This is a genomic window from Flavihumibacter stibioxidans (genome assembly GCF_014332695.1).
GTDB classification, from domain to species: Bacteria; Bacteroidota; Bacteroidia; order Chitinophagales; family Chitinophagaceae; genus Flavihumibacter; species Flavihumibacter stibioxidans.
The window spans coordinates 670,353-683,514 of the sequence record NZ_MBUA01000012.1; the positions used below are offsets into that span (position 1 = coordinate 670,353).

Sequence of the window (13,162 nt, forward strand, 5' to 3'; positions counted from 1 at the left end):
AGTTTATTAAAAATATCTACCCCATCTTAACGGATGTCATGGTAAGTGAACCAGCTACTGCCTTGTCATTAAAAAAGGAAATATCATCCTTACTGCCTTTGACTCCCAGTGTATATAACAAGGGCAGGTAGTGCTCAGGCGTTGGGATGGCTAACAGTGCCTCCCGGCCCAGGCTTTCATACTTAATAAGTGAATGATGATCCCCTGCGGAAATCAGTTCCTTAAACCTGTCATTCATATGTAAAGCCCAGTCGAATCCAAAACCGGTATCATTCAACCTGTCCCAGGCCACCATACGCAGGTTATGAACCATATTACCGCTGCCAATGATCAAAACCCCTTTCTTTCTCAGCGCATACAATTCTTTGCCAAGATCATAATGATATTGCGGCCCCTTTGTATAATCAATGCTTAACTGCAACACAGGAATTTTTGCATCAGGGTACATATGCCTTACCACTGTCCAGGTGCCATGATCCAATCCCCAGTCATGATCCAGCTCCACTTTGGCAGATTGTATCAAAGAGGCTGTTTCTTCTGCCAGTGCCGGATTTCCCGGCGCAGGATATTGAACTGCAAAAAGTTCTTTGGGAAAACCACCAAAATCATGAATAGTTCTCGGAAAATCCATCGCTGTTATTTGCGTGCCTCTGGTAAACCAGTGGGCTGACACTACCAATACTGCCTGTGGAGTTGGAATTTCCCTGGCCATTTGCGTCCACCGGCGGCTGAATTCTGTGTCTTCAATTCCATTCATGGGAGAACCATGCCCGATAAAGAGAACGGGCATTAATTGTTCCTGCTCCTTCAGGCCGCTGGTAAAAGTTTTAAATGCTGATAAAGTTGTCATACCTGCTGCTGCTGTTAAGATTGTTTTAATGAAATGTTCCCTTTTCATACTGTACAGTTAGTAGCCTGCTTTCCATAAAGGTCCGGCTTTTGTTTCCATTCGTTTCACTTTATAATTTTGCTCAAGTTCAAGCAAGATGGCATCAGCTTCGGCTAAATTTTTATCATAGAATATCGCAAACTCCTTCCGGGTAACGGTATTGTATCCCTTAAGAATATCTTCATAAGTTGAAGCAGGTTGTTTAATTACTTTCCCTGGTACTAACTTTAATAGAGCTTCTTCATATACCTGGTAGGGTTTGCTGCCGTACACCTTAAAACGGTTGTCGTCTCCGTCAATAAAATAAATGGTGGGAAAGCCTCTTACGCCCCATTCTTTTGCCATAAAAAGGTCTTCCTGGAAGAAATGTTCTGCTTTATGCTTATAATCATGCTCAAACTGAACAGTATCCAGGCCTGCATCATTTGCCGCCTGCACCAGGTGCTCAAGGTGTGTAATATTTTTTTTCTCAGTGAAAACCATTTCTTTTATTCTCCTGAGGAATTGATCCGCTTTCTGGTTGCCTTGCAATTGCGCTGCTTTAAAGGCAATTGCAGGCGGGTATGAGGAATGCAACGGGTCTTCCTTCCACACATCCCCGTCTATGGGCATGTTATAATACGCGCTGGCATCTTCCCAATGTTGTGCTACGCTTTCTGGTCCGTTTACATCACTTCCCCCATATTCATTCCAGCTTTTCAATAATCCGCCCATCCGGTATTCTATGTCAAAATATGCGCCATATTCCTGCTTTAGTTTCCGTAGTTGTGGCTCTATGCCCCAGCAGGAAGAGCAGATGGGATCAGTAAAATATAAAAGCTTTACTGGTTTGTTATTGAGTTCATCCGTTTGCTTACTGGATTGTTGGGGTATTTCACATATCCCTGTGTCCATATCACAATTCATCGAATATTTATTATCAACCTGCATGTTCTGAATTTTGTAATATTTTATAAACTTTTAAACTTCAGCTTACCAGGCCACTGTGAACCTCATAAAAATCATTCAACAGGTCGGGGGCTGGTTCCGTTATTTCTTATCCGGCGTAACCGATTCCGGTCTATTGCCTTGCAGCAAGTAATCAACCGAATACTTGCCGCTTCCCGCCAGTAAAAGCACTACATAAGCCAGCAAAAACTGCAGGGAAAGTTCCTTCTTCGCAAAAGGATCGGCACCATGAAAGACGAGTGCAGCAACCAACATCGTAATGATCAGCGGAAGCACTGCCAGCCGGGTGACAAATCCTGCCATGAGAAATATGGAACACAGCACTTCAGCAAAAATGGCAAGGCCAAGGGACAGTTCCGGGGTCAGACCCATTACCGGTGGAAATTGTACAGGTGCTCCTGAAAACAGCATCATCATTTTGGGAATGCCATGTGTTAACATAATGGCCCCTATTCCTACTCTTGCTACCAACAAGGCCATATCCGTGGTGGCAGCCGCACTATTCACACTTAATATCTTTTTCATCGTACTATATTGTATTGGTTGTTACCGGTTGAATTATTGCACAAACTCACCATCTGCTTTAATGCGGACTTCATTGCTGATCATTGGAGGGGGAAATCCATTTCCAAGGTTGAAATCTGAACGATTGATGACACCTGTGAGCTGGAAACCGGCTGTTTGTTTTTTGCTCATCGGGTTTTCAACGGATCCTGTATACTTCAGGTCCATGGTGACCTGTTTGGTTACACCGTGAAGGGTGAGATCGCCGGTGAGTTTAAACTTGTTCTTGCCGGCTTTTTTAATCGAGGTACTTTTGAAAGTCAATTCGGGATAGGTGGCCACATCAAAAAAGTCTGCACTCCTGAGGTGGTTGTCCCTTGCATCAACCCTGGTGTAAATGGAAGTGGCTTTAGCTGTAAGTTCTACGGAAGCATCACTAAAATCGGGTTTGGATGATTTAACAGTTACGTCAAAATCATTGAAGGAGCCGGAGACATCGGCAATACCCAGATGCTTTACCGTAAAACCAAGCTGGGAATGGGCGTCATCGTTTTGCCAGGTTGATACAGCAACCGTAAAGGCTGTCAGGGAAATAAATGCGGCGAGAATTAAGGCGATTCTTTTCATGTTGATTGTTTGTTTGTATTAATTAAATTATTAGTTGTGTAAGATTTTCCATCCGGCCAGCCAGTTGTAATTATATTTCATGCCCAATTGAATCAGCAGGAGTTGCATGTTCTCCAGTGTTCTGCTTACAGACAAATTGCCTGCTGCTATCGGGTTGAATCCTGCTGTGGTTACCAGTTCAGCAACGGTTTGCAAAGCTTCTTCATCATTGCCTGCAATGAAAGCATCAACCTGTTTACCATCCAGTACCGGGGTGGTAAAATCTGCCGCAAACGTTGTATTGAAGGCTTTGATCACTTTGGAATTAGGCAATAGTTTTTGCAACTCTTCAGCGGCACTTGTATCTGGTGGAGTAACCAATCCATCATATGTTTCATTTAAAGGATTGGAAATGGAGATCACAATTTTCTGGTTGGCCACTTCTTTTATACTGGTGGCGATTTCCTTTTCCGCAGCAAAGGGTACGGCAAGAATAATAATGTCCGCTTCCCAGCCTGCTTCTACCGGACAAACAGCCGTTTCTATTTCAGCTACCGGATGACCGCTTTCGATTTCCTTTACCAATACATCCAGGTCTTCCTGCCTGTTGCCTTTTAACAGCAACCTGTAATTGCCCTTAGAGAGGCTTTTTGAAATGGCTGAACCCATATTTCCGGTAGCCCCGATGATGGCTATGGTTTGTGTTGCGTGCATATTGACTGTTTTTGATATCACAAAGCTACGCCGGGACACAGCCCTGCCCCATTGCGTGCAAGCAAGAAAAAGCATTGATTCTGATCAATCCTTTTAAGGTGGTCTATATAGATTATTTCGTGGAAATCCTTCGCCTGATGCGGCTTAATGTTTCAGGAGTAAGTCCCATGTAGGAGGCAATCATGTGCTGTGGCACCCGTTGCACAATATCCGGATAGAGTGTTATGAAATTTTCATATCGTTCTTCCAGCGGGGAACTTATAATGGAGGTCAGTCTTTTTTGCATGGCCAGGTAGGCGCCGGTAATATTCAGCCTGGTGAAGGTTTCATATTTGGGAAGTATCCGCAATAATTCTTCGTTCGCTGATTTGCTGATTAGCACCAGTTCGGAATCTTCTATGGCATCAATATTATACGTGGCAGGTTCACCGGTAATAAAACTATAGAGGTCAGAAATAAACCATCCTTCAATACCGAACTGGATGATGTATTCATTTCCGGCATCATCCACAGAATATGACTTTAATGCGCCCTTTTCAATAAATGCGAATGACTTGCAAACATCACCTTCCTGCAGCAGGTATTGTTTCTTTCGAAGCTTCTTTGGCGTGAGGTAGGTTTTAATGAGCGCCTCTTCCTCCTGTGTAAGTGGAACTTTCTTATTAAAACTCCTGAAATATTCTTCGTACATAATGGGCAAATTAATGAATCCATTACTGCCGGGCGCCGGGCGAAGATGAATGAGCCCATTATAAATGTCCTGAGCCCATTATCGGCAATTTTGAGCCTATTATCAGTGTAAATGAGCCTATTATCGGCCTTTAAAGGAGGGCTGGCAGGTCAGGGATTTCAACCCTCGTTCTCAGCAGCCGGCAGGGTGTAGCAGGTGCCTGCACCCCTTCCTGAAACTTTCAGCAGGCCCTTTGCCACCAGGTCCTGCAGGTCGCGGGTGGCGGTGGGTTTGGATACCTCGTTCAGGTCTTTATAGATGGAATGGCTGAGGTGGTGGTAGCGTAGCAGGAAATCCATCCCCTTCATCTGCCGGTCGGAAAGCCAGTGTAAAAGGTGCCAATTTTCCAGGGCAGCGATTACTTTTTCCTCCCTGGCTTTGGGGCTGTTTCGCTTCATATAATCCTGAATAACAGCATGATACACACTTGTGCCACGGGTGGATTTTTTGTTGCTGAGTTTCTTTACCCATTCCTGGTGCCGCTGCTGGTCGGCCATAACTGAACTGGCAAATGCCACTGCTTCGCGAAAAATATTTTGGCAGGATTGCTGGGAGATCGTTAATTTAACCGCTGATCTGTCGGGGTATTTGGTAGCCAGGGTCTGGTTGTTAAATTGCTTGAAGACGATTACCTTTCCCACTGCCCCGCTGGTATTTTCAGTAAGCAGGTTTCTTCTAACCTTGGCCATAAAGCTGTTTTCTACAATTTACAACTATCCAGCCATTCGTCATCTTACGTTATCTTACGACTTTTCACGTCTTTCAAGGCACCATGAAAGCACCATGAAAGCACCATGACAGCACCATGTCAGCACCATTACGGCCCAACCCGAACTGTTCCAGCAATAACTCGTCCCAGGTCTTGGGTAAGTAGGTGGCTATTGCGCCCAATTCGTTGGCAGAATCATATTTTCCGTTTCCCAAAAACCGAAAACCTATTCGGTTGCCTCGTATCCTGGCCACCACGAAAAACGAATCGGGCGTTGGTGCTATTAGGCCAGCATTCACAATTGCAGTTTCTTTGCTGCAATAATGCACCTGTTGAAGAAAATACAAATCCTGTTGTAAATAAACGTAACTAATATGAAGTATTTCAAGATGCTGTTAATGGCAGTGTTTGCCATCCTGGCCCTTTCAGTTTCTGCACAGGAAAATATTTATACCTGCCCCATGCATAAAACAGAGACCTCGAAAAAACCAGGCAACTGTTCCATTTGCGGTATGAAACTGGAGTCCGCCGTGAAAACACCGGCAGTTTCTTACAACCCGAACCTCGGCAATGATTCCTCGAAGAAAAGTATCAAGTCCATGGCGTATGCCATCGTTGGAAGGGACAGCATCAAAGTAAGCTACTATTCCCCGGGTGTTCGCAAAAGAATGATCTGGGGCGGATTGATTCCATATGGTGAAGTATGGGTAACCGGGGCACATAACGCCACCACACTGGAAATGCCCAGGGCATTTGTGGTCAATGGCAAAGAAATACCGGCCGGCAAGTATGCCTTCTTCACCATTCCCGGTGAAAAGGAATGGATACTGATCATCAACAAACACTGGAAACAGCATCTTGCTGATGAATACGATGAAAAAGATGATATCATCAGAATCAGTGTGCAACCGAAAACGACAGCCCATACAGAGCGACTGCAATACTTCGTTGAAACATCAAAAGACGATACCGGAACAATTGCAGTAGCATGGGAAAAGATCAGGGTGGCGCTTCCTTTTGTACTCAAGAATTAATCAGTTTGATGAGATATTTTTTTGCATTGGTATTTATATGTTTTGGGGGGATGGCAAGGGCGCAGTCCGGGAATGCCGTACTGTCCGGCACTGTCAAAAACAAAACCGATAAAAGTGCCATTGCCTATGCCAATGTGGTTCTAAAAAAATCAGGAGACAGCAGCTTTGTTACAGGTGTGGTAACAGATGAAAAAGGGCAGTTTACTATCCAGAATATTTCAGAAGGAAAATACATGCTTGAAATCAGCAGGATTGGCTTTAATACAAAAAGTCTCCCCTTCCTTGCTGGCAAGCTCAACAAATACTTTGACCTGGGCATTATAGAATTAACCCCTCAAAATACAGCCTTAACTGAAGTGACGGTGACTGCGAACCCGGATGCCGTAACCAATCGAATGGACAAGAAAACATTCAAATTAGGAGACAATATCAGCCAGGCAGGCGGCTCCTTACTCCAGGCAATGAAGAACCTGCCCGGAGTAACGACGGACGAATCAGGGAAGGTGTTAATAAGAGGCAGTAATCGGGTAACTATACTTATTGATGGCAAACAAACTGCCCTGACAGGATTTGGCAACCAGGCCGCATTGGATAATATTCCGGCATCAGCCATTGAAAGAATTGAAATCATCAACAATCCCTCATCCAGGTATGATGCCAACGGCAACGCAGGCATTATCAATATTATTTATAAAAAATCCAGGCAAAATGGATTGAATGGGAAAATTGGTTTTTCTACAGGTCTGGGCGCATTATGGATGAAGGAGAAAAACCTTCCGGGTATAAGGCCACAATACGCTGCCACCCCAAAAGTAAATCCATCACTCAGCCTGAACTACCGGAAAAATAAAGTCAATGCCTTTTTCCAGGGGGATTATCTCTACAACAAAACATTAAACAGAAATGATTTTGCGGAGCGGTTTTATTCAGACGGAGATACGGTGCGTCAGCAGGTGCTGAGAAATAGAATTACTACTTCGGGTACTGTCCGTACAGGGATTGACTGGTTTATTAATAACAATAACACACTCACCATTTCCGGCCTGTACAGCAGGGAAGTGATAAAGGACAATGGGGATATACCTTATTATAACAGCAATCTGACCCAACAGAAAAGACTATGGAAATTTTTTGAAGATGAAGTAATTACAGCCTCTACTGTCGCTGCAACTTACCAGCATAAATTTAACCAGGCAGGACATGTACTGAATATAAGCCTGAATTATACTTTTAACCGGGAAGATGAAAAATATTTCCTGACTAATATCATGCCGTCTTACACAGGCAGGGACACGTTCATGCTGATTGCTGATCAAAATGTAACCGATCTTACTATTGATTATACAAAGCCCTTGAAGCATGGAAGATTTGAAACGGGAACTAAACTCAGGTGGCGTTATATTCCCACCGATATGAGGTTTTATCCCGGCATCAATTCTCCATTGGACACCAATGCCGCAGGCTGGGCAAAGTATCAGGAAGTAATACCGGCTGTGTATGGTAATTATATTTATGAGTCCAAAATGTTTGAGCTGGAAGCCGGGTTGCGGGTGGAGTATGTTAATCTGCAATACAACGTCAATCCGGATCATAACACTTATAAAAGCGATGGATATAATTATTTTCAGCCTTTCCCCAGTGTAAGGCTGGGTTATAACCTGGATGAACATAATAAACTGTCGCTCTACTACAATCGCCGGGTGGACAGGCCAGATGAAGGAGACATCCGCATATTCCCCAAATACGATGAACCTGAAATTTTAAAAGTGGGTAATCCTGCCTTGCGTCCACAGTTTACCCAAACCATAGAAGCCGGGTACAAATCCAGTTGGAACACTGGATATCTATATACAGCATTCTTTTATAAATTATCAAATCACACCATTACAAGAATTGGCACCACTGCGCCGGGAAGTGATATCATCTACTCAGTATTTCAGAATGCTGACAAGGCGTGGAATACAGGAATGGAATTAATCGCCAATCAAACTTTAAGCCCGGTGTTTACTATCAATGTAAATGCCATGCTGTATAAAAATACCATTGGTGCTTTTAGCGCTGAAAACAAATATCCGGTTCCGGTTACTTATAGTGCGGGTAGGGAAACTGCCTGGTCAGGAAACATTAAACTGAATGGATTGATCAAACTTCCAAAGAATACAGACCTGCAGCTTACCGCCATTTACCTGGCGCCGGACATAATTCCGCAGGGAAGAATTGCACGTCGTTTTTCAGTTGACTTCGGGGCAAAAAAAGCGATCCAGGGAAATAAAGGTGAACTCTTCATCAATGCCACCGACATATTCAATACGCTGCGCATCCAGAAGGATATCCGGGGTACCAACTTCAGGGTTATCAGCACCGATTATTATGAAACACAGGTTTTCCGGCTGGGGTATAGTTACAAGTTTTCCCAGTAGTTCACCCCTCCTGATGCCTTAATCCCTGTATGGAACGCAACGCTCATCTGACTAAACTCACCCAATCATTAGAAATTTCTAAAATAGCTTTCACACAACTTTTTTCCCTGTCGCTAATACCTCAGCAATCGATACCATCCAGCCAGAAATTCCTGCAGCTGCCTGGCCGCTTTGTCTATATTATATCTCCACGGTAAAACACACCCCCCTGCTCCCACCACCGGATAAAGTCCAACTCATTTGCCTGTTTCAAATCAAAAAAAGGAAAGGAAAATTCCTGTTGGTTAAATACGCGGCCGCCGCAAGCAACCGTATCACAGCACCAAAAAAACATAAAAAACATTGGCTTCAACAATGCTTGTGTTGAAGGAGCATGTAGGAGGTATTTAATTTTTTAATTCTAATATTAATTATTGTTCGTATTTTTACGAACAACCAAGAATGATGGGCACAACAACAAAGGCAGATTATTATACAAAAGAACAGGAGCAAATAGCACGTTTTGCCAAGGCGATGGGGCATCCAGTCAGGGTAGCCATTTTACAATTGCTTAGTTCTCAGGCTTGTTGTTTTCATGGCGACATGGCCGAAGAATTGCCTATCGCCAAATCAACCTTATCACAGCATTTAAACGAACTAAAAGACGCAGGCCTGATTCAGGGTAATACCACCCCTCCCACGGTAAAATATTGTATTAACCGAAAAAATTATGCCTTAGCAAAAAAGCTCTTCACTGAATTTTTAACGTAATTTTTTATATCTAATAGTTCGTTGTTTTACGAACTACGAACACAAATCAAAAACGTTTAAGTACAAACTTTATCAATCATAAAAAGATAATCACAATGGAAACAAAAAACCAATTAGTGAATGAAATATGCCCCACAACAACCCAAAGTTGGGTAAAAAGAGGGGCATTGCTAGTAGATGTGAGGGAAGCAGACGAAGTAGAACAACTTGCTTACGATGTTCCCCATATCGTCAACATACCACTAAGCGAATTTGATATCCGTTACAAAGAATTGCCACTGGACAAAGAAATAGTAATGGTTTGCCGGGGTGGTGGCCGCAGCTTAAGGGCGGCAGGCTTTTTAATTAATAATGGGTACGATCCGCTTAAAGTAGTAAACATGCAGCATGGCATGATACGTTGGGCACAAAAGGGATTTCCCACAAAAGGGGATACCTCCGCTGTATTAGGCACAAATACCAAAATTGGTTGTTGCGGCTCTTCAAGTCCGGAAAAAACTACTATTGAAAATAAATCCTGCTGTGATTCGCCCAATAGTGATGGCAGTGCTTGTTGCTAATAAATTCTCTAAAAATGAAATATATTTTTATTGCGATAATTTTCTCTTTAAGCAGTTCTTTTGCTTACTCACAGGAGTTAAGCCTGGAAAAATACCTTACAGATTATACTTATGAAAGCAGGAAGGAAATGAAAATAGGGAGTGAACAGCTTGTTGCACTGCTAAAAAAGGGGGAAGCAATCCTGATTGATGTTCGCTTTTTGGAAGAGTATAAGTCATGGAATATGCCTGTAGCTAAACACATTCCACTGCCAGAGTTACCCCAACGGTTGACGGAAATTGATAAAACAAAAATCATAGTAACAGCTTGTCCCCACAAAGACAGGGCAATAATTGGTATGCTTTATCTTAAGACCAGGGGATTTAGTGTGAAATATCTTGACGATGGGCTGACAGGATTAGCAGAATATTTAAGAGGGGATAAAGCAAAATTTTTTATAAACAAGTAGCTGGAAGGTCTACTGGATATAACCGTTTGCTCATTGGCTGTATTCATATATACTTATCCCGGAATTATCTGTAAAGCCTGGGATATTTATTGTCATTCACCTTCGGGACAATAACGCCCTATTGCTCCTGTTCTGCAGTACCACTGGAAGTAATACAGGTAGCACCTATTTATTGTAATGCGGCAGGAATATTACCCAATATCCAGGTGTTAGTATAAAAAGTTGGGGCAATGCGAACAACCATTGCCTTTATGATGGCTGTTGCCGGGCTTTCGTTACCCGAGGCTATCTATTCAATCTGATTTTGAAAATATATATTCCTTCGATAAACCATATCCTTGCCAGAAGCAAGCTGGTCGGTAAAAAGTAACTATTGTCAAGTTAGAAATCAGCCTACTGAAATCATCGAATGAAATGACTGCCATCACAACCATTATAGCGTAAGTGTATTAATTTTCCAATCATGCCTGATCCCAAATTTCTGAAACCATGGCACGGAATTTCACGGGAAGAAATTAAGTGGAATCCTGCCATCGATGTTGATGCCTGCATCGGTTGCGGCACCTGCGTTACCGGGTGCAGCCGCCTGGTTTACCGTTACGATTATGAAAAACGTAAACCGGTAGTGGTTGACCCGCTGAATTGCATGGTAGGCTGTACCACCTGTTCAAATACCTGTCCAACCCATGCCATTCATTTTCCTTCTATTTCAACCATCTTCGCTTTGGAAGCAAAACCAGGTGTACATCATTCCATTGAAGATGAGCTTATCGCAAGACAGGAACAACTGGCATTCGCAGAAAGCATTCCACATCCTGACCGTGTGTTAAATATGAAGGTGGCGGAAATGAATACAATCAACAACAGAACAATCATCATTAAACTCACCCCGGTTCTGCCTGGCGATTGTTTTTGCCAGTTTATTCCGGGGCAGTATGTTGAAATTATTCCACCCGGTGGAAAATGGTTGCCAAGGGCCTATTCAATAGGCAACGCCCCGCAAACTGATGGATCAATTGAATTGCAGATAAGACATACAGAAGAAGGACGGCTAAGTAACTGGCTTTTCAAGGAATTAATAAAAGGAGACATACTTCAGGTGCGTGGTCCCCGAGGCGGATTTACCATGAAATCATCTCCCGACAAAGCATTGATATTTGTAGCGGGTGGAACCGGTTTTGCTCCGGTTAAAGCCCTGATCGAACAACAACTTTTGCTTGATAAAACCCGCAGGATAGAATTGTATTGGGGCGTTGCCAGTGCTGAAGACCTGTACGAAACAGAAACACTCATCCGATGGAAAAATGTTGCACCTAACTTCAACTGCATCCTGGCAATAGACCATGGAAATTTACCTGTACTACCAGAAGGAATCCTGGTTTATCCTGGAAGACTGGCTAATGTTATTTCCGATAACAGCAAAGGTTTACCGGAAACAGACGCATATGTAGCCGGTCCACCTGTGATGATGCCGGGCATCATGCAAACGCTGATGAATAAAGGAATTGGATCGGAGAACATACATGTAGATTCGTTTGGCTTGTAATACTATAACTAATAAAATTAAACATCATGAAACAGGATGGGGCAACACAAAATCACCTTAAGGAAGAAATTGAAAATATCCCGAAAAACTCTTTCGCTGCAATTCAAAACAACCAGCAGGAAGTGCTGGCTATAATACTTCAAAAACTTCAAATTCTGGAAGAAAAAATAGACAGAATAGAAAACCAAACAAAAACCCACTGGGCACAATAATGGTAACTATCGGCTATTTGGATTTAATTGCCCGGGTTAACCATATTGGCGAAAGCAGCATATATAAAAGCATTATCAAAACAATCATTGGGAATTTATTTAATTAGACATGGCCGAACACAATCATTCTCATACCACTGAAATAAAAAATCTTAACAGAGCATTTATTATCGGTATAATTCTTAATACATTATTTGTAATCGTAGAGGCCATAAGCGGATTATATTATCACTCTGTAGCCCTGCTCTCTGATGCAGGCCACAACCTGAGCGATGTTGCCAGTTTACTGTTGGCATTATTTGCTTACAGGCTTGCAAAAACTAAAACAACTTCAACCTTCACCTATGGTTACAGGAAATCTACTGTTTTGGTTTCGTTGATTAATGCCATTGTATTATTAATAGCGGTAGGTAGTATTCTTTGGGAAAGTATATCACGTTTAAATAACCCTGAAATAATCAATGGTAAAAACATGGCAATCGTTGCGGGCGTAGGAATTGTAATTAATACTATTACAGCATTGCTATTTTTAAAAGGACGAAAAAAGGATTTAAACATTAAAGGAGCTTACCTGCATATGGCCGCCGATGCTTTGGTCTCAGCGGGCGTTGTTATAGCTGGAATACTTATTGCTTTCACGGGTTGGTATTGGCTGGATGGAGCCATCGGAATTTTAATTGCCTTAATGATTTTACTCAGTACAATTAGTTTATTAAGAGATAGTATTATTTTATCAATGGACGCTGTTCCCAAAGGCATCAGCCTGCCGGAAGTTAAAAAGAAAATAGAATCTGTTATTGGTGTAGTCAGTGTGCATCATTTGCATATATGGGCTATAAGCACCACCTATAATGCAATGACGGCTCATGTTGTGATTTCGGATAAAAGCAGTATGCCAGATCTTACAGCAATAAAAAAAGAAATCCGTCACAGGCTTGAACACCTGAATATTGAACATAGCACACTTGAGTTTGAAATTAACGATGGCAGTTGTATGGAAGGTATTTAAATATCGTTTGGATCATTAAGCTGCTGATATATAAAAGCAGCAGTTGATTACCGCTAAATTATCTGATATAAATCATCCTGAA

General features: G+C 42.5%; 16 protein-coding genes. 8 read left to right on the top strand and 8 right to left on the bottom strand.

Annotated elements, in window-relative coordinates:
* Positions 1-16: 16 nt before the first annotated feature.
* From ygiD to BC349_RS10075, 8 genes are all read right to left on the bottom strand, one after another.
* Positions 17-898: a 4,5-DOPA-extradiol-dioxygenase gene (gene ygiD / locus BC349_RS10040; protein WP_246456885.1), complete on the bottom strand. Its 882-nt coding sequence runs from the start codon at positions 896-898 to the stop codon at positions 17-19.
* 9 nt (positions 899-907) lie between these two features.
* Complete coding sequence (locus BC349_RS10045) at positions 908-1,819, bottom strand: ClpXP adapter SpxH family protein (protein WP_187256596.1); 912 nt, start codon at positions 1,817-1,819, stop codon at positions 908-910.
* Between the two features lie 99 nt (positions 1,820-1,918).
* Complete coding sequence (locus BC349_RS10050; RefSeq protein ID WP_187256597.1) at positions 1,919-2,362, bottom strand: DoxX family protein; 444 nt, start codon at positions 2,360-2,362, stop codon at positions 1,919-1,921.
* Between the two features lie 33 nt (positions 2,363-2,395).
* Positions 2,396-2,968, bottom strand: coding sequence for a YceI family protein (locus tag BC349_RS10055; protein ID WP_187256598.1), 573 nt, complete (start codon positions 2,966-2,968; stop codon positions 2,396-2,398).
* Between the two features lie 30 nt (positions 2,969-2,998).
* Complete coding sequence (locus BC349_RS10060) at positions 2,999-3,661, bottom strand: NADPH-dependent F420 reductase (protein WP_187256599.1); 663 nt, start codon at positions 3,659-3,661, stop codon at positions 2,999-3,001.
* A 112-nt stretch (positions 3,662-3,773) separates the two neighbouring features.
* Entirely contained in the window at positions 3,774-4,352 is a 579-nt protein-coding gene (locus BC349_RS10065; RefSeq protein WP_187256600.1) for a Crp/Fnr family transcriptional regulator, read from the bottom strand.
* A 158-nt stretch (positions 4,353-4,510) separates the two neighbouring features.
* On the bottom strand, positions 4,511-5,080 hold the full coding sequence (locus BC349_RS10070) for a hypothetical protein (RefSeq protein WP_187256601.1): 570 nt from the start codon (positions 5,078-5,080) through the stop codon (positions 4,511-4,513).
* A 73-nt stretch (positions 5,081-5,153) separates the two neighbouring features.
* Positions 5,154-5,399, bottom strand: coding sequence for a hypothetical protein (locus BC349_RS10075; protein ID WP_187256602.1), 246 nt, complete (start codon positions 5,397-5,399; stop codon positions 5,154-5,156).
* A 75-nt stretch (positions 5,400-5,474) separates the two neighbouring features.
* On the opposite strand from BC349_RS10075, the gene BC349_RS10080 reads away from it, so the two are divergent.
* From BC349_RS10080 to BC349_RS10115, 8 genes are all read left to right on the top strand, one after another.
* On the top strand, positions 5,475-6,134 hold the full coding sequence (locus BC349_RS10080; protein WP_187256603.1) for a DUF2911 domain-containing protein: 660 nt from the start codon (positions 5,475-5,477) through the stop codon (positions 6,132-6,134).
* An 8-nt stretch (positions 6,135-6,142) separates the two neighbouring features.
* Positions 6,143-8,554, top strand: a complete 2,412-nt coding sequence (locus BC349_RS10085) for a TonB-dependent receptor domain-containing protein (protein ID WP_187256604.1) — start codon at positions 6,143-6,145, stop codon at positions 8,552-8,554.
* A gap of 441 nt (positions 8,555-8,995) precedes the next feature.
* Positions 8,996-9,304 carry an ArsR/SmtB family transcription factor gene (locus tag BC349_RS10090; protein ID WP_222840135.1) on the top strand — a complete coding sequence of 103 codons (309 nt, stop codon included), beginning with the start codon at positions 8,996-8,998 and terminating at the stop codon, positions 9,302-9,304.
* Positions 9,305-9,399: 95 nt separating this feature from the next.
* On the top strand, positions 9,400-9,864 hold the full coding sequence (locus BC349_RS10095) for a rhodanese-like domain-containing protein (protein WP_187256605.1): 465 nt from the start codon (positions 9,400-9,402) through the stop codon (positions 9,862-9,864).
* A gap of 14 nt (positions 9,865-9,878) precedes the next feature.
* On the top strand, positions 9,879-10,313 hold the full coding sequence (locus BC349_RS10100; protein ID WP_187256606.1) for a rhodanese-like domain-containing protein: 435 nt from the start codon (positions 9,879-9,881) through the stop codon (positions 10,311-10,313).
* Positions 10,314-10,776: 463 nt separating this feature from the next.
* Entirely contained in the window at positions 10,777-11,859 is a 1,083-nt protein-coding gene (locus BC349_RS10105; RefSeq protein WP_187256607.1) for an FAD-binding oxidoreductase, read from the top strand.
* Positions 11,860-11,885: 26 nt separating this feature from the next.
* Positions 11,886-12,071 carry a hypothetical protein gene (locus BC349_RS10110; protein ID WP_187256608.1) on the top strand — a complete coding sequence of 62 codons (186 nt, stop codon included), beginning with the start codon at positions 11,886-11,888 and terminating at the stop codon, positions 12,069-12,071.
* A gap of 109 nt (positions 12,072-12,180) precedes the next feature.
* Complete coding sequence (locus BC349_RS10115; protein WP_187256609.1) at positions 12,181-13,080, top strand: cation diffusion facilitator family transporter; 900 nt, start codon at positions 12,181-12,183, stop codon at positions 13,078-13,080.
* Positions 13,081-13,162 lie beyond the last annotated feature (82 nt).